We start from the raw sequence: 17,955 nt of genomic DNA on the forward strand, positions 1-17,955 counted from the left end.
TAATTGTCACATTTAGGTAGTTAATAATTGGGTTTTCAATGTGTAAAAAAAATATAAGGGGAATATTAAAGATCGTATGACAAAATTTTCAGGAGGAATTAATATGCATCAACAATTTAAAGAATGTATTGAAGAATGTCTTGTTTGTATGACTGAGTGTAATCATTGTTTTGACGCATGTTTGAAAGAAGAAGATGTCAAAATGGTCGCAGAATGCATCAGACTGACCCGTGAATGTGCTGATATTTGTAGTTTTGCTGCAAAAGCCATGGCATCTGGAAGTCCATTTGCTACTCAGATTTGTCAATTATGTGCAACGATTTGTGATGCATGTGCTACTGAATGTGAGAAACATGCCCACCACCATGAACATTGTAAAAAGTGTGCAGAATCGTGCGAAAAATGTGCGGATGCCTGCAGAAAAATGGCTAACTAACAGCCATTCATAATTAAACGATCACCTGTTTTATCAGGTGGTCGTTTTAACCCAAAACCTCTTTTATTTTGACTTTGAACTCTCTAACTGATTCTAGCAAACTATCTGACTTTCTTTCGAGGGCACTGAAAAACCTCCGCTCTATCCGAGCGTGAAAAGAAAAAAGGGGGATTGAACCGACTCACGTCGGGACAATCCCTCTTTTTTCCTTGCCCTCATCCTGTATTTTCTTTTCGAAGGGCGATGATTCGCTTCAGGTTGACCGCAATGATTGCCATCACGCCCTGTAACGTCATGCCTTTCAGGTCTGACGTCTTGTTGCGCGCCAGACCTTGCGGGTTCTTCAATTGACTATTTTTCGCCTCGATGGCGAAGCGCTTGCGGCGATAGTGCTTGAACTCATCCGTCTGCTCGTACTCGTACTGTTCGCTATGCTCCCTCGATTTCAAGGACACGCTGTACGTTTTCGATTTTGCACCATTCTTGTAACAGCCATTGCGCAACGGGCATTGCTTACAGAGCTCAATATCGAAATAATGCGTTTCTTTCTGATTTTTACCGATGTCCTTTGTCCCTGTCCGGGCCTTCCGGATGGCCATGTGCCCGGCGGGGCAGACGTAGCGTTCGGCATCCTTGTTGTAGGTGAACCCCTCACCGCGGTTATCAGCCGGCGAATAGACACGCGGATTCAACGGGGCGACAAGCTTACATCCTTGTGAGGCAGCGTAAATCAGGTTGTCACGGCCAGAATAGGCGGCGTCACCCACGATGTGGTCGAACTCGGCACCGGCTAGATGGCTCTTCTCAACAAGACTCGCCAATCGTGGCCCGTCTGCCACCTCGCCAGATGTGACGACGACAGCCGTGATGATGCCCTCCTCCGTCATCGCGAGATGGTGCTTGTAGCCGAAGAACGACGAGTCGGCACTCTTGTGCCCCGTCCGGGCATCACTGTCTTTGGACACCTGCAGCTCGACATGCGCATCCTCCGCTAGCTCACGCACCCGGTTCACCTGGTCTCGGATGTGCTCGCGAAACATCAGCTCGGGCATCCCGGTCTCGACGGTCTCTGCGACGGCAAGCGCATAGGCGAGGAGTTGGTCGATATCCTCCTCGTCGACATTTTCCGGGAAACGACCTTTCGCATCGACCGATGATTGGTAGCACGCTTGTCTCAGGCGTTTCGTCTCGTCGATGATTGCCTGTCTGATCGGTTTCTGCCCGTACCGGGCCCGTGAATGGGTCGCGTCGACGATCAATGTCCGTCCCTTGAGCAGCCCCATCCCTTTCGCGACCTCGACCGTGTGCCCGATCAACTTGTCGAGCAGCTCGTCGTCGTCCATGCGCTGACGACGGAACTTCGTGAGCGAGGAGGGGTCGATGACGTCATCTTCCGGTGCCAGGTCCAGAAAATATTTGTAGGTGAGGTCGGTCTTCGCCCGTCTGACGAGGTCGACGTCGGACAGGTTCGAATGCGCCTTCAGGAACAGATATTTGAACATCCGGACAGGATGGACGGCCATCCGACCGTTGTCGTGGCAATACGTATCCTCGAGTAGGTCCGTGATAAATCGAACGAGACGAGGTCATGGATGAGCCGCAGTTCGTCATCGGCCGGGATCAACAGGTCATAGAGGGCCGCATACGGGCTCGGCGGCATGTTGGGCAGGTCAGGCATCATCGGGATCGCCTCCAGATTGGTTGGTTACAGCCAGTATAGTCCGGAATGTCAGGCGCGTACAGCGCCGCCCGAGGGCACGCCGACTCCCGGGGAATCAGCGGGCAAGGCGAGACCCAGCAGCGACGACGTCGCGATGCGGCTCGGCGCCCGCCCCCAGGAAAGCGGCATGCCGGACAGGGCGGCTGAAGGGCAATGAAAACAGAGGAGCGCCATCCCTTCCGGGACGACGCTCCTCTGTTCGAAAACATTTGAAGTTTTTCAGTGCCCTCGAGTGTACCACGAATGGCTTTTTCAATTGTCTAGCTTAATTTTACAATCGGCGATTAATGAATGAATGATCAATTTTTGAAAACTTTTTTGTGTTAATTGAATTTAAGTAGAAAAGAGAAGAAGCTTTTGGGCTTCCTCTCTTCCGATAATATCTCATATGTTAACTATAAAAATATATTTAATTATCCAAAGTCTTCAAACCTCCGTTTGACTTTAACCTAATACAAAACTGTGCCCCCAAGGTTAAAGAAAATTCAACTTTTGGGAGGCAGCACTTTTCGTGTACGACAATTAAACACGGTGTTAAACAGCTCCATTTCTTAGTTTCAATGTCATCGCATTGATAGCCACGATAACCGTGGACACGGACATCAGAACTGCTCCTGCGGCAGGAGCCAACGTAATCCCAATGGAGGCTAGAACACCCGCCGCTATGGGAATGGCAATAAAGTTATAACCGGCTCCCCACACGAGGTTCTGTTTCATTTTGCTGGTTGTTTTATTGGCCAATTCGATAAAGGATTCAATATCGCCTGGATCCGACTGAGTCAAAATCACATCAGCGGAATCGATGGCGACTTGAGTTCCGGCACCGACTGCTATCCCAACGTCTGCTATTGCAAGGGATGGTGCATCGTTGACGCCATCGCCGACCATGATAACCGTTTGTCCATTATTTTTCAGTGATTCCACTAAATGATATTTATCTTGCGGTGATTGATTGGCTCTGTATTCAATGCCCAGTTCCTCTGCTACTCCTTGGGCAGCCGTTTCATTGTCACCTGTAGCCATAATCGGTTTTATATTGTAATGCTTCAATGCCTGTATCAGCGTTCTGCTCGTTTCTTTCAATTCATCGCCTAATGCGACCGTACCGATCGGATTCCCGTCCTCAACTAGTATACTTAATGTTGCCCCTTTGGGAACATCCACCGCTACATCTCTTCCAAGTGCCTTTTGGCTGATCAATTCGTATTTGCGGCCATTGGCGTTTCCTTCTATACCCGCACCCGACACAACATCAATCGAATCAAAGTGGACAGGCTGAATCCCTTGTTTCTCAGCGTATTGGACGATTGACTGGGCGATTGGGTGGCTGGACCCGCCTTCAATCCCTGCCATTAACGCCGCGATTTCGGCTTCGGTATGTTGACCATCCAGTGTTTCCATGTTCAAAACTTTAAATTCGCCAGTAGTCAATGTACCCGTTTTATCCAGTATCATTACATCAGCCTTAGTTGCCAGCTCCAATGCTTCGCGGTCTTTCACCAACAGCCCGCGGCTTGCACCTAAACTGGTGCTTCGTGCAATAACCAGCGGAATGGCAAGGCCGAGAGCGTGTGGACATGCAATGACTAATGTCGTAACCGTAAAAAGAACAGCGGTTTGAATGTCAGCAATGTACAGCCAAACGACAAAAGCGATGAAAGCCACCGCAATGGCGATATAAAACAGCCAGCCGGCTACTTTTTGAGCAAGATTTTCAGCTCTTGAAGGTTGATCCTGCGCTTGGCTTATCAGGGTTTGAACTTGAGAAATGAACGATTGGTCGCCGGTTTCCTGTACTTCAAGATATAAGATGCCTGCACCGTTCGTGGAACCGCCGATCACTTTGTCTCCGGCTCCTTTTTCAATGGGTTTAGATTCCCCCGTCAGCAAAGCTTCATTGATCCGCGAGGTGCCTCTTTTGATGATGCCATCGGCAGGGACGTTTTCTCCGGCCTGAACCCGTACAAGGTCTCCGACTTCCAGCTCATTTACGGGACGCGTCTCGATCGAATCATCTTCCAATACCACATGTGCATCTTTTGGCACCAATTCGGCGAGCGATTTTTGCGCGTCTCCTGCTTCTCCGATAGCCTTCATTTCGATCCAGTGTCCAAGGAGCATGATCAACAGCAAGGACGCGAATTCAAAGAAGAAATCCATGATGTGATCGCCGGTTACGTAGCGTGCCAGCACGGCGTAAATGCTGTACAAATAGGAAACGGATATCCCTAATGAAATAAGGGCCATCATGCCCGGTGCTTTTTCCTTAAATTCAGCGATTGCACCTTGATAGAAGGGTTTTCCGCCATAAACCAATAAGATAGTTGCTAATACAGCGACCACAATATCCGAGTATGGAAAAGTAAATTGGAAAGGAAGCCGAACGTCCATCATCGGCGACAATAATAGAATGACAATGCCCAAGGGCAGCGACTTCAGGAAAATTTCTTTGAAATTCCCATGATGGTGATGTCCATGGTCACTATGATCGTGGCCACCATGATTGTGATGGGCATGATCATTATGAATTTTGGCAGGATTGCTGTCGTCTTGAATGCCTTCTTTCACTTGGTCTTCATGGTACGAATGCCCAACATGTTTGGAATGATCCATTTTACTGTGATCTACCTGTTCGTCTTGATGGTGGTGATGGTCTTTATCATTTTTAGCCATTCAGTGCGCCTCCTCCAAACTAGTGGTTCTTATCCTATTTAACCCTATTTACATTCTTAACATTCACAAAGTTCTTGCCGAATATACCACGCGAGGGTATATTTCATTTAAAAGTAAAGTGTGCTGTGAAAGCACCCTTATACGACGTCATACCCTTTTTCTTCAATCGCTTTCTGAATTTCGTTTAATGATGTCTTGGCAGTATCATAGTCTACTGCCACTTCGCCTTTTTTAAGATCAACTGTCACAGATGAAATCCCTTCGAGTTCACCGACGCCCGTTTCAACCGAGTTTGCACAGTGGCCGCAGGACATACCTTGTACTTTTAATGTTTCAATCATTATTATTCCTCCTAAAGTAATATTTCCTTAAACTTAACATACCCCGATAGGGTATGTTAAGTGTTTAGTATCATTTTACTTTATCGCTATTTCCATGACTCTAATTTAGAAGTTCACAATGCCTCCCCAAAAAAACCGCACCATTGATTTTAATATTTGATTACTTGTCTATAAAATGTGCAGTTTCTATGGAGTTTCGGTATTTCTGTTTAGTTTGGAAAGGAGAGGGAAATCCAGTAAATGAATCAAAAATAAGAAATGGAGGTTTTAACATGGCTCATGAACAACATCAGGAATTGATTCGGGCATTACATGATTGTGCAGCGGAATGTAACCATTGTTTTGACGCTTGTCTGCAGGAAGACGATTTGAAGATGCTAGCACAGTGCATTCGATTAGACCGGGAATGCGCGGACATGTGTGCATTTTTGGAACATGCCATTACTCACAATTCACCGTTCGTTTCCGAACTGGCAGCCGTTTGCGCAACCATTTGCGAAGCTTGCGCAGAGGAATGTGAGAAGCACGCCGATCATCATGAACATTGCAGACGCTGTGCGGAAGCTTGCCGTAGATGTGCAGAAGCTTGCCGTAACGCCGCATAACCTTACTCAAAAAGGCCCGTCGGAAATATGATATGCTCCCCAATAGGTAGACAGATGAAATAACAAATCTGTTTATTCTTATCGGGGAGTGTTTTTTATGGCGAGAAGTCGGCATTCGATTGAACAAAAACTGAGTGCGCTACGTATGATGGAAGAAGGGACATACACCTGGAAGGAAATCGAGGAGGCCCATCACGTCTCTGAGAATACCCTCCGGGTGTGGAAAGTGAAATTCGATACCGGTGGGATCGATGCGTTGAAGGAGTCGAAGACATGGAAACATTACACCAAGGAACAGAAGATCGCGGCCGTACGTGACTATCTCGATGGGTTCACTAAAATGGAGGTTCTCTCCAAATATCATATTAGTAGTTGGTCGGTTCTATATCGGTGGATCAAGAAGTATACTGGTCATAGCGAGTTAACAGATTCGAGAAAAGGGATGGATCGAGCTATGGCCAAAGGGAGAAAGACAACATTCGAGGAACGCATGGAGATCGTCAGGTATTGCCTGGACAACGGACGGAACTATCAAAGGACGGCCGAGATATTCGCCGTGTCGTACCAGCAGGTCTACGGCTGGACGAAAAAATATGACACCGACGGCGTGCACGGGCTCGAGGACCGGCGCGGACGGACAAAGCAAGAAGAGGAACTGACCAACGAGGAGAAGCTCGAACGTCGCATCCAACAGATTGAACGGGAGAATGAGCGCCTTCGGGCCGAGAATCTGTTCCTAAAAAAGTTAGAGGAGATCGAGAGGAGAGGTTGATCAGCCAGATCCGGCTACAATTGCGGTACATGGCCATCAAGGAAATGTCGACAAGCGACACGTTCCCGGTCGTGCTCCTATGCGAGATCGCGCAGGTCTCACGGGCCGCCTATTATAAATGGTTAAAACGTACCGTCTCGGTACGCGAGGAAGAAAACTCGAGTCTACTGGAGGACATCCGTCTCCTCTACGACCAGGTGAATGGGACCTACGGGTATCGACGGATCACCATGACGGTCAATCGCAGACGACGCCAGCATGGCCTGCCGGCATACAACGAGAAGCGCATCTATCGTCTCATGCGCATCCATGAGATCCGTTCGGTCATCCGCCAGAAACGAAAGCGGTACAAAAAGTCGTCACCGCAGCATGTGGCCGAGAACCTGATGAACCGGGAATTCAGCGCGTCACGACCGGACGAGAAATGGTGCACCGACGTCACCGAGTTCAAATATGGCGCCGGGAGGAAGGCGTATCTGAGCGCGATCATCGACCTGTATGACGGCTCAATCGTCGCCTATCGCATCGGGAAATCCAACAACAACGCGCTCGTCTTCCAGACGATGATGCCAGCGATCGCGGGGCTCCGTACAGGAGCGAGTCCGATGATCCATAGTGACCGAGGATATCAATACACATCGAGAGGGTTCAAACGCATGGTGGAAGACGCGGGGCTGACCCACAGCATGTCCCGGGTCGGACGTTGCATCGACAACGCCCCGATCGAGGGCTTTTGGGGCACCCTGAAAGTCGAGATGTACTACCTGCGTGAGTTCCAGGCCTATAACGAACTCACATCGGCCATCGAGGCCTACATATCGTTCTACAACCATGACCGTTTCCAGAAACGGCTAAACGGCTTGAGCCCTGTCGAATACAGGACTCAAGCCGCCTAGTTTGGTTTTCATTATTTGCCCTGTCTACTTGACGGGGAGCAGTTCAATATTTTCCGACGGACCTTTTCTTTTATCAAGCATCATTCTGCTTCATGGATCCATTTGTAGCCGATTCCCCAAACCGTGAGAAAATGATCATCGACCGGAAAACCGGACTGGCGGATTTTTTCCCGAACATTTCGCACATGCGAATCGATGGTCCGCCCTTCCGTCTCTGAGTCGAATCCCCAAATTAAGTGGATCAGCTGCTCCCTCGTAAACACTTTGTCGGCATTCTTCATCAGGTGGCCCACCATCAGAAATTCTTTTGGCGTCAATTTGATGATATGTTTGCCGTACGTAAGTTCAATCCGGTCTTCGTCCCACACCAAACCGTCCACTTCAATGGTATTTTTCGGAGTTCTCCTGCGAAGCAGCGCCCCCATCCGGGCCAGCAACTCATCTTCATTAAACGGCTTTGTGATGTAATCATCCGCCCCGATATTCAATCCCTTAACAATATCCTCCTGTTGTTCCCGCGCCGTCAGCATAATGATTGGCACATCCGAAAATTTCCGGATTTCGCGGCACAGTTCCCAGCCATCCATTTCCGGCATCATGATATCCAGTAAGACGAGATCGAAAGGTTCCGATTCCAAATAGTCGAGGGCTTCATGAGCTCCCAGTGCTTTTTTACAGAGGTACTGATGCGGCTTCAAATATAAAGCCACTAAATCCAGCATTCGTTGTTCATCATCAATCAACAGCACTTTCTGCAAGCGAATCCCCCCTTTTCAATTCTATCAGGACGGTTGTCCCTTGTCCGTACTCACTTTGAAGCGTCATGAGACCACCGTGCGATTCGACGATTTCTTTTGCAATCGCCAGGCCAAGACCGCTTCCTCCGTACTGTCTGGATCTGGATTTATCGACCCGATACAATCGTTCAAAAACAAAAGGAAGATTTTTTTCCGGTATGCCCTCTCCTTCATCACGGATGCTTATGGTGATGGTACCTTTATCTTGGACTCCCTGTAATACCACTTGTGTTCCTTCAGGAGAATGCTTGCGGGCGTTGTCCAAGACATTCAGCAATACCTGCTGAAAACGTTCGGGATCAATGAAGGCGACAATCTCATGTTCACAATGGACAGCCAATGAAATCTGTTTCTCGTCAAAAGCTGGCCGAACCAAGGCAACGACGGATGCAAAAAGCATCTCCAGTGAAAATTCCTCTTTTTGAATGGCGAACTGGTTATGATCCATCTGAGCCAGCTCAAACAGCTGCCGGATCAATTCCGTCAAATGGGCCGTCTCTTCCCGGATGATGCCAATGTATTCCTTTTTCTCTTCCTCGGATGCATCCGGCCGGCTCGCGATATCGGTATATCCTTTGATATAGGTCAACGGCGTCCGCAACTCGTGCGAAATACTCGCCAAAAATTCATTCCGCTCATTTTTTAAATGTTCCAAGTCACTGGATAGAGCAGTGATGGCTTTCGCCAGCTCTCCCAACTCATCGTTTCGGCCAATATTCAGGCTGACCTCGTGGTGCCCTTCGCTTAACTGTTCCGTCGCTTCTTTCATCCGAATCAACGGCAACGTAATCAATCGGGATAGCAGAAAAATTGTGATGACGGTCAACCCGACAGCAATCAGGCCAACAATCAGGAATTGGTTTCGCAAATGACTGACCATCCCTTTGATATGATTGGTTTCCGCAAACATGAACACGTGGCCTCTATGTTCTCCTTCAATGGTGATTGGGCTGTCCGTCGCAATAAACTCTTTTTTGTCCCATCGCTCTTCCACGACCTTCCCTCCCTGCAGAACCTCATCAAAATCGGTGTGTTCCAACACTTCCCTCATTTCAGGTTCAATCAGATCGGAATGGGTCAATTCGTTGCCATCTGCATCCGTGATGATGACGATGAAATCGGAGGCCGATTCCATCAACGCCACATGGTTCAATGTCGCCGGTTCAAAACTGTCTTCCAATACTTCGCTGTGGGTGTTCCCTCTTGCAAGCAGGTTGGTCATGACTTCATCCACCCGTTCATTGACAAAAGTAACGTACAGGGTTAGAAACAAAACCGATTCAATGATGATAATAAACACAAAAAACAGCAAACCTATTTTCAATGCAAGCCTGTTTAACATGGCATCCCTCTTTAAGTCGATTGGTTAGCAGCAATCAAGACAAAGACTGCTGCCGAAAGCTGTTGGATTCGGTTCGTCTTTCAAACGGCTAGCTGGTTTCTACTTGGTTTTTCCCTCTTCCAGCAGCGTTTTCCAGGTCTGTGATCCGTCTTCCGACAAGTAAGCATTGCCCTGGAGTGAGTAGATCGCCAGTTCCCTTTCATCAGTCGGATTTTGTGCAATAAAAGCGATGGCATCTTGCGGAAGATCCGGTATGTTCACCGTCTTCAGTTCTTCATTTTCCATAGTATACTTCACCAAAGCCGCCGCTGTCCCGTAGCTTCCGAAATACAACTGGTCTTCGGTGAAATGCACCGCTGTGCCTGTTTCATTTTCCGATGTAATCGCCTCAAAATTTTCGCCGCCATCACGTGAGAAATACACACCTGTAGAAGTAGCTGCAGCAACGAAGTTCGAATCTGTCGGATGAAGGGCGAGCGCCATCACTTCTCCTTCTAATCCTGAAGCTTTGACCGGCTCCCACGATTCTCCTATATCGTTACTTTTGTAGAACCCTGCTTCGAGCAAGGAGTTTTTTGCTGGATTGAGCAGGAAAATATCATGGCTGGTGTACCCTACAGCCATCGCATGAAAGTCCGTTTCTCCTTGAAATGCAATCTCTTCCAAGGTTTCTCCGCCATCTGTACTCCGCTGAATCCCAAGCGGATTGGGCAAATCCGAATCTGCGCTCGGGTGTCCCGAAGAATAAAAGCCTTCATCTACAGCGTTAAAGCCCATATAATCGAAAAAATTATCCGCTGTTTCAAACCATTCGCCATCGCGATAAATTTTTGGACCGCTGTGTGATGCAAAATACAAATCGTTCCCACCTCCTGCATAGCCCATACCGTGGACGTGTCTCAGTTCTCCTTCAAATGGAACTTCAAATGAATCCGCTGTATCGTTGCTGCATCCTGCCAGCAAAAGCAAAGCCGACAGTACCGCTATGCCCATTCTCTTTTTTTTCATGTAGATGCCCTCCGAATATGTCAATTTTCTATACTTTCCATAAGTATCAACCTCTTATAGCTTAACGAAAAAGTTTCGACTTTTTGTGCAGATATCTTGATTTCAAAACAGGTAATCCATTCCCTCTACAATTGACCCAAAAGGAATAATCCTTCCAATCGGTCCGGTGGAGGATCTTTGCCTGATTTTTATTTATAAATTTTCTACACCTGACATTTCTTTTCTTTCGGTTAGTCCACTTTAAAGAAATGTTTTTTTCTCGTTTTTTCTTTGCAGCATTTTTCAAAATAACGTGGCCCGCATTATGCTTGGGAAATTCAGAGGTATCAGCACGGTTTGATCTGTTCCATATAACTCGCGATATCCTCTTCGGACATTTCACCCGTAATAATTTTCTCGATTTTGCCCTCTTGATTGACTAACAGAGTAGTCGGCAATGGACGGATATTATAAGCTTCCATAACACTTTTGTCCTTATCGATAACAATCGGGAACGTTAAATTTCGCTGTTCAGCAAATTGTCTCACTTCATAATCGGATTGCGCAATATTGACAGCGAGTATCTCCACACCTTGATCCTTGTATACCTGGTACTGCTTTTCCATCAGCGGGAACTCTTTTTCGCACGGTTTGCACCAAGTACCCCAAAAGTTCACGAACACCCCCTGCCCTTTGTACTCAGACAGCTGATGCCGTTCCCCATTCAAATCCGTCAAAGCAAAATCGGGTGCCCAATCTCCAACTTGCAGCAATTCGTTTTTCTCTTTTGTTAATCCGTTGTAGATGGTAAAGATTATAGCCCCTGCCAGGACAAGCAAAATGCTTGTCCTCATTATCAAACGGTTCTTCTTTTTATTCTTTTTCGCAGTCATATAGCGTCACGCCTTTCTAAATATTATAAGTCCGGTCTATTAAAATCCAGTGAACCCACCCGTGAACTGCGACAGGTAAGCGATGACGTCCGTCATCATATCGAAATACAACATGAGACCCATGATGACCATCAAGCCTCCGCCGATCGACATGAACTGCGCACTCCGTTTCTTTAGGAAGGTCATCTTCTCGATGAAGAACGACATCAAGAGGAACGGAATGGCAAAGCCGAGGACGTAAAACAGCATATACAAGAGCCCGCGGCTCGGATCGGCGATCCCCATCGCTATCACCGCGGCCAGGATGGGGCCGGTACACGGCGTCAATCCGGCGGCGAAGCCCAGCCCAATTACCACGGAGCCGGTATAGCCCGATGGCCGTTTTTGAAAATGGACTTTCTTATCCGAAAGCAGGAAGTCGAATTTCAGGACACCGGTCAGCACCAAGCCGAAAAACACCATCAAGATGGCACCCAGCTGGCGCAGCAGGTCGGCGTTCTCAAAAAAGAAAGAGCCGATGAACGAAGTGGACAACCCGAGCGCCAGAAAGATGATGGAAAACCCGACCAAAAAAAGCACCGTATGGATCAACGCGCTCTTTTTCATCGCCCCTTTTCTGGTTTTCAGCTCATTGACCGAGACACCAGTGATGTAGGACAAAAAAGCCGGGTACAGTGGAAGCGCGCAAGGCGAGAGGAACGATAACAATCCGGCGCCGAACGCCAGCAATAAACTTACTTCAGCCATAGAACAGTCTCCTTTTAGATGATTGACGTGTATAGTTCCTTAACTGCCCTATCGTCGCTTTCTGTAAAAATGACAGTCCGTGATAGATTGTTAGGGGCGATCCGTCAGTTCGCTCTATTCTTCATTACTAGAATTACCATCGCCACACTGATTAAGAGGAAAGCGATAAATGCGAGGAAGGGGATGGTGATGAACCCAAACCAATTGATATACTCTGCGCTACAGGGAACGCTGCTTACACATGGCCGGAGACCACCGAACCCCGGAATCTTTTGTTCCATGTAATGCAGGACCGAGATGCTTCCCCCGATAACTGATAAGGGCAGGGCATAGCGGACAACCTTCCAATCGTTCTGGAACGTCGCGATCCCTAAAATCAACACAAGCGGATACATGAAAATCCGCTGAAACCAGCACAGGTCACACGGGATAAACCCCTTGATTTCACTGAAGTACAGGCTGCCGAGCGTTGCAATCAACGAGACGAACCAAGCTCCGTACAGCAAGAAGCCCCTTTTATCCGATACTTTATGGGTTTCGTTCATTAGTTTTCCTCCGCTAACGCTTCATCGATCAATGCTTTGATGGCATCGTAATCAAACGGATCTTCCAGCGTCTGTCCATTGACCACGATCGTTGGTGTCATCGCTACCCCGTGTTCTTCCACCAACGCTTCATCTGTTTTGACTTTGTCCATGGCCGTTTGCTTTTCCATGTCTTCCTTCAGCTGTTCCAGGTCAATGGCCGGGAATTGGGAAGCCACTTCCACCGTTTTTTCCTGTGTCAGCCAAGGGCATCGTGATTTTCAACTGCCGGCTGTTCCGCAAATAGAGCTTTGTAGAAATCCCAGTAATCGTTCGGACTTTGTTCATAGACTGCTTCCGACGCCAAAGAGCCGATCATCGATTCATTGCCATGGAACAGGACATTGATGTAGGAGAACTTCACATCCCCCGTCTCGACATAGTCCGCCACCAGCTGCGGATATACCATTTCTCCCCAAGCTTTACAGGACGGGCATTTGAAATCCCCGAATTCCACGACCGTGACCGGTGCATCACTTTCACCAAGCGTTGGCTGGCCCGTAATATCTACTTCTCCTGTTTCCACGGGTGAAGCAGATTGCTGGTTTGTGAGCACGACGATTGCTGCTAAAATGCCAACCGCCAATAGTGTCAGGAGAACTGCGAACTTCATTCCGGACTGTTTCTTCTTATTGTTTTTATCCATATTATCCCTCTTTCCTATCATGATTTATCAATCAACTACTCCACATTGTTCTTCTATACCATTTTCAGCTCTTCTAAAGATAGAATGCTTAACAAGACATGCAGGCATTGGCCATACTAAATTTCAATTTGCCTTGCCACTTGTCGCTCCCTGTTCAATCTAACAAGCATGCCCAAACATTAAAACAATCATTTGAATATATAATTGACAATCTAGCGAAATCTTTGTACACTTGCATTAATCAAACGTTTGTTTGAATTTATAACTATCAGAGGGTATCACTTCACACTAGGATATCCGTAAAGGAGATGAGGGTGCTGTTAACCACGATTTTTACCGCGGTTGCCGCTTATGTGGCGACCAGCATTGATTACGTCATTATTTTGCTGATCCTGTTTTCACAAACGATGAAAAAAGGCCAGTTAAAATCCATTGTCATCGGACAATACCTAGGAACAGCCATCTTGGTGGGCGTCAGCCTGTTGGCTGCGTACAGCCTGACGCTTGTGCCGTCCCACTGGGTGGGCTTGCTAGGGCTCATTCCGATTTACCTGGGCATCCGGGTCTGGAAGCGAGAAGAAGACGAGGACGACGAAGAGAATCTCCTGTCCCGTTTGTCTTCCGGAAACCCCAATCGCTTGTTTGTCACCATTACAGTCATTACCCTGGCGGCTGGCGGCGACAACATTGGCGTCTACATACCCTACTTTTCAACCTTGAATCCAAGTGAAACTGTGGTGATGCTGGTTGTCTTTGCCATCCTGGTCGCCGTCTTGTGTTACCTCAGTTACCGGTTGGCAGCCGTTAAAACGATTTCTGAAACGATAGAAAATTGGGAACGGTGGATTGTGCCGATTGTCTTCATCGGGCTCGGCATCTTGATTATGGCGGAGAATGGGACTTTCCGATTCCTTTGGGGATTGGTGAGTTGAAGTGATTCTTTGCACTCTTTGTTTTATATAGAAGAAAATCACTTACTTGAAAAAACGAATGAGTAAACAGAAGTGAGAAAAAGGAGTGAATGAAAATGGCAAAAGAGATTTGTGATGTGGTCTGTGTAGATGAAGAAAAGGTGGAACGAGTCCAGCAGCAACTGTCTGAACAAAATCCATTGGAAGTGGCGAAGATCTTCAAGGCGTTGTCGGACGATACGCGTATCAAGATCGCCTACGCCTTATCGCTGGAGGACAAACTGTGTGTGTGCGACGTCGCGAATATCATCGGCTCTTCTACAGCAACGGCCTCCTACCACCTGCGCCTGCTAAAAAACATGGGATTGGCGAAATACAGCAAAGAAGGCAAGTTGGTCTACTATTCACTGGATGACGCACATGTGAAATACTTGGTGCAAGTGGCCTTCATCCATCAAAAGGAGGTTGTTGAAGTTGGTTGAGAAAACAAAGATAGATGAGGAAAAAAATGTCTTCCGGGTGGAGGGTTTTTCGTGCGCCAACTGCGCTGGGAAATTTGAGAAGAATGTCAAAAATCTTCCCGGAGTCCAAGATGCGAAAGTGAACTTCGGGGCTTCTAAAATTGCGGTTTACGGCGAGGCAACGGTCGAGGAATTGGAAAAAGCCGGGGCGTTCGAGAATTTGAAAGTTGCACCGGAAAAACCGAAACGTCAGTCGCTCCCGGAAGTGAACGTGGCTAAAGAGGACAAAAACGTTTTCCGGGTCGAAGGCTTTACCTGCGCCAACTGCGCCGGGAAATTCGAGAACAACGTCAAGCAGCTTCCCGGTGTCCAAGATGCCAAAGTGAATTTCGGCGCTTCAAAGATTTCCGTTTACGGGGCAGCCACCGTCGAAGAATTGGAGAAAGCCGGGGCGTTTGAAAACCTGAAGGTCGCTCCTGAAATTACAGGTCGGCCAGCTGGTTCGAAAACGGAAGCCGAAAAAGTGACAGTCAAAAAAGAGGACAACGTGCCGTTCTACCAAAAACATAGCACTTTGCTCTACTCCACCCTGTTGATCGTTTTCGGGTACATTTCCCAGTACGTTAATGGAGAAGAAAATTTGATAACCTCCCTCCTATTCGTGGCAGCCATTGTCATTGGTGGGTACTCGCTCTTCAAAGTCGGTTTCCAGAATTTAATACGCCTGGATTTCGACATGAAAACCCTCATGACCGTTGCCGTCATCGGGGCGGCTTTTATCGGCGAATGGGCGGAAGCGTCTATCGTGGTCATCCTCTTTGCGATCAGTGAAGCACTGGAACGCTATTCCATGGACCGTGCCCGCCAATCCATCCGTTCGTTGATGGACATTGCCCCGAAAGAAGCACTCGTCCGGCGGAATGGCCAGGAACAGCTGATTTCGGTGGACGACATTGTGGTGGGCGACACCATGATTGTCAAACCCGGACAGAAGATTGCCATGGACGGCACGGTGACCAACGGCTATTCGGCGGTCAATCAGGCGGCGATCACCGGGGAATCCGTGCCGGTCGCCAAAACGGTGAACGATGACGTCTTCGCGGGCACGCTGAATGAAGAAGGCTTGCTCGAAGTCAAAGTCACGAAGTTGGTTGAAGACACAACCATTGCGAAAATCATCCACCTGGTTGAGGAAGCACAAGGCGAACGGGCTCCTTCGCAGGCGTTTGTCGATAAATTTGCCAAATATTATACACCGATTATCATGGTCGTTGCTGCGCTTGTAGCCATCGTTCCTCCCCTTCTGTTTGATGCCAGCTGGGAAACCTGGGTCTACCAAGGATTGGCTGTGCTAGTCGTAGGCTGCCCGTGTGCTTTGGTCATTTCGACTCCGATTTCGATTGTATCTGCTATCGGGAACGCAGCGAAAAAAGGCGTTTTGGTAAAAGGCGGCGTGTATTTGGAAGAAATGGGCGCGCTGAAAGCCATCGCGTTTGACAAGACCGGCACCTTGACCAAAGGGGTTCCGGTTGTCACGGACTTTGAAGTGCTGAACAAGGGAATCAGTGAAAAAGAGCTGCTTTCTATCGTCACAGCACTGGAGTACCGCTCACAGCATCCCCTTGCTTCGGCCATCATGAAAAAAGCGGATGCAGAAAATATTTCTTATTCTTCGGTCTTGGTCGAGGACTTCTCATCCATTACCGGCAAAGGGATTAAAGGAACCGTCGAAGGAACCACGTACTATATCGGCAGCCCGATCCTCTTCAACGAGCTGGGCGCCGCAAGTGCCGATGAGAACTTGGAACAAAATGTAACAGCCCTTCAAAATCAGGGCAAGACAGCCATGATCATCGGAACGGAACAAACTATCCTCGCGGTCATTGCCGTGGCGGATGAAGTCCGGGAATCCAGCAAGGAAGTCATCCAGAAGCTGCACGACATGGGCATCAAGAAGACGATCATGCTGACGGGTGACAACAAAGCGACCGGTCAGGCCATCGGCCGAGAGGTCGGCGTCACCGAAATCCAGGCCGAGCTGATGCCGGAGGACAAATTGAATGTCATCAAACGCTTACGGGCCGAGTACGGCAAGGTGGCGATGATTGGAGACGGCGTGAACGACGCGCCGGCACTCGCCGCTTCTACGGTCGGGATTGCCATGGGCGGAGCCGGAACGGATACCGCTTTGGAAACGGCGGATGTCGCTTTGATGGGCGACGATTTGAGCAAGCTGCCATTCACGGTGAAATTGAGCCGGAAATCCCTGAATATCATCAAAGCGAACATTACGTTCGCCATCGGCATCAAGTTGATTGCGCTGCTGTTGGTCATTCCGGGCTGGCTGACCCTTTGGATCGCCATCATGTCCGATATGGGCGCTACCCTTCTGGTTGCACTCAACAGCTTGCGGCTGATGCGCGTAAAAGAGTAACGAAAAGAGCTTTCCAGCCAACTGGAAAGCTCTTTTCTGAAATACATAGTAGGGCACTGTAGACGTCAAGTTGAATTTGACACTTTTTGCTCGTTTGCCTTTTACACTTCTGCCGAAAACAATGATTTCCGGTTCCTCATCCGATGACTGTCGTCATCACTATGTATGATTGATTATTGCATTTAAAATGAGCCACTTGTGCATTCTTCTGAGCCACCGAGTGTGGACAACTGAGCCACTCAGTGCGGACACTATACCACTTATACGCTTGATGCCTTTTCTCCCCTATACTTGAGATGCATGCCGTCGGCATGACATTGAAGTATGGGGGTTTTGTTTTGATTGATGGTCGCAAGATACTGGAACTTCATTTTGATGGGATCAGTCAACGCACGATCAGTGCGAGCACCGGACATTCGAGGAACACGATGAGCGATGTGATTCAACGGGCCACAGAGCGTGGCATCGACAGCTTGAAAGACAGGATGACAAAAAAATGGCTGTATGAGTTCTTGTTCCCTGAGCGTGAACCGATGGAAAAGAGGCTGGGACATAACTCAGTAGATTTATAACAAAGAGGCCACCTGGAGCGACTTGTTCGCTCCAGGTGGCCTCTTGTCATTTTTATGGGTTCGTGCACGCATTTTGGACTAAACAGATAGGGGCGACCTCTGATAAAGTTAAAGTGACCAAACCATAACTTTGGAGGT

15 protein-coding genes and 2 pseudogenes are annotated in these 17,955 nt (G+C 48.2%); 7 read left to right on the forward strand and 10 right to left on the reverse strand.

Annotated elements, in window-relative coordinates; genetic code table 11:
• The first annotated feature begins 103 nt into the window (after window positions 1-103).
• A complete protein-coding gene (locus KB235_RS09450) occupies window positions 104-436 on the forward strand; it encodes a four-helix bundle copper-binding protein (RefSeq protein ID WP_211779502.1) in 333 nt (110 codons plus the stop codon).
• A gap of 215 nt (window positions 437-651) precedes the next feature.
• Here the strand turns inward: KB235_RS09450 and KB235_RS09455 are convergent.
• From KB235_RS09455 to copZ, 3 genes and pseudogenes are all read right to left on the reverse strand, one after another.
• Window positions 652-2,117 (reverse strand): annotated as a pseudogene (locus KB235_RS09455) (IS1182 family transposase).
• 573 nt (window positions 2,118-2,690) lie between these two features.
• Entirely contained in the window at window positions 2,691-4,829 is a 2,139-nt protein-coding gene (locus tag KB235_RS09460; protein WP_246514181.1) for a heavy metal translocating P-type ATPase, read from the reverse strand.
• Between the two features lie 137 nt (window positions 4,830-4,966).
• Window positions 4,967-5,170, reverse strand: coding sequence for a copper chaperone CopZ (gene copZ, locus KB235_RS09465; RefSeq protein WP_211779503.1), 204 nt, complete (start codon window positions 5,168-5,170; stop codon window positions 4,967-4,969).
• A gap of 272 nt (window positions 5,171-5,442) precedes the next feature.
• Between copZ and KB235_RS09470 the strand changes: the two genes are divergently transcribed.
• Together KB235_RS09470 and KB235_RS09475 are read left to right on the forward strand one after the other, a co-directional pair.
• The gene (locus KB235_RS09470) at window positions 5,443-5,775 is read left to right on the forward strand and encodes a four-helix bundle copper-binding protein (protein ID WP_211779504.1); all 333 of its coding nucleotides are present in this window, start codon (window positions 5,443-5,445) and stop codon (window positions 5,773-5,775) included.
• A 97-nt stretch (window positions 5,776-5,872) separates the two neighbouring features.
• Window positions 5,873-7,443, forward strand: a protein-coding gene (locus KB235_RS09475; protein ID WP_211779505.1) for an IS3 family transposase whose coding sequence is annotated in 2 segments (ribosomal slippage) — window positions 5,873-6,512 and window positions 6,512-7,443 — 1,572 coding nt in all. Because the reading frame shifts where the segments join, the coding sequence is not laid out codon by codon here.
• Window positions 7,444-7,523: 80 nt separating this feature from the next.
• Here the strand turns inward: KB235_RS09475 and KB235_RS09480 are convergent.
• From KB235_RS09480 to KB235_RS09510, 7 genes and pseudogenes are all read right to left on the reverse strand, one after another.
• Window positions 7,524-8,201: a response regulator transcription factor gene (locus KB235_RS09480; protein WP_211779506.1), complete on the reverse strand. Its 678-nt coding sequence runs from the start codon at window positions 8,199-8,201 to the stop codon at window positions 7,524-7,526.
• Complete coding sequence (locus KB235_RS09485; protein WP_211779507.1) at window positions 8,179-9,582, reverse strand: sensor histidine kinase; 1,404 nt, start codon at window positions 9,580-9,582, stop codon at window positions 8,179-8,181. Before KB235_RS09485 ends, KB235_RS09480 begins: the two co-directional genes overlap by 23 nt.
• Before the next feature lie 99 nt (window positions 9,583-9,681).
• Window positions 9,682-10,590 (reverse strand): F510_1955 family glycosylhydrolase, encoded by a 909-nt coding sequence (locus tag KB235_RS09490; RefSeq protein WP_114167384.1) that lies wholly within the window; start codon window positions 10,588-10,590, stop codon window positions 9,682-9,684.
• A 326-nt stretch (window positions 10,591-10,916) separates the two neighbouring features.
• Window positions 10,917-11,462: a thiol-disulfide oxidoreductase ResA gene (gene resA, locus KB235_RS09495; protein ID WP_211779508.1), complete on the reverse strand. Its 546-nt coding sequence runs from the start codon at window positions 11,460-11,462 to the stop codon at window positions 10,917-10,919.
• A 39-nt stretch (window positions 11,463-11,501) separates the two neighbouring features.
• Window positions 11,502-12,209: a cytochrome c biogenesis CcdA family protein gene (locus tag KB235_RS09500; protein ID WP_211779509.1), complete on the reverse strand. Its 708-nt coding sequence runs from the start codon at window positions 12,207-12,209 to the stop codon at window positions 11,502-11,504.
• Between the two features lie 104 nt (window positions 12,210-12,313).
• Entirely contained in the window at window positions 12,314-12,754 is a 441-nt protein-coding gene (locus tag KB235_RS09505) for a disulfide oxidoreductase (RefSeq protein ID WP_114167382.1), read from the reverse strand.
• Window positions 12,754-13,439, reverse strand: a pseudogene (locus KB235_RS09510) (DsbA family protein). The gene KB235_RS09505 and the pseudogene KB235_RS09510 overlap by 1 nt, the downstream one beginning before the upstream one ends.
• Window positions 13,440-13,756: 317 nt before the next feature.
• Here KB235_RS09510 and KB235_RS09515 point away from each other — a divergent pair.
• The 4 genes from KB235_RS09515 (at window position 13,757) to KB235_RS09530 (ending at window position 17,817) form a co-directional block, all read left to right on the forward strand.
• A complete protein-coding gene (locus KB235_RS09515; protein WP_029595498.1) occupies window positions 13,757-14,371 on the forward strand; it encodes a CadD family cadmium resistance transporter in 615 nt (204 codons plus the stop codon).
• A gap of 95 nt (window positions 14,372-14,466) precedes the next feature.
• A complete protein-coding gene (locus KB235_RS09520; RefSeq protein ID WP_211779510.1) occupies window positions 14,467-14,832 on the forward strand; it encodes an ArsR/SmtB family transcription factor in 366 nt (121 codons plus the stop codon).
• Window positions 14,825-17,245: a heavy metal translocating P-type ATPase gene (locus tag KB235_RS09525; RefSeq protein ID WP_211779511.1), complete on the forward strand. Its 2,421-nt coding sequence runs from the start codon at window positions 14,825-14,827 to the stop codon at window positions 17,243-17,245. The genes KB235_RS09520 and KB235_RS09525 overlap by 8 nt, the downstream gene beginning before the upstream one ends.
• A gap of 338 nt (window positions 17,246-17,583) precedes the next feature.
• Complete coding sequence (locus KB235_RS09530) at window positions 17,584-17,817, forward strand: hypothetical protein (protein WP_211779512.1); 234 nt, start codon at window positions 17,584-17,586, stop codon at window positions 17,815-17,817.
• The last annotated feature ends 138 nt before the right edge of the window (window positions 17,818-17,955 follow it).

This window comes from Exiguobacterium alkaliphilum (assembly GCF_018138125.1).
Lineage (GTDB): Bacteria > Bacillota > Bacilli > Exiguobacteriales > Exiguobacteriaceae > Exiguobacterium > Exiguobacterium alkaliphilum.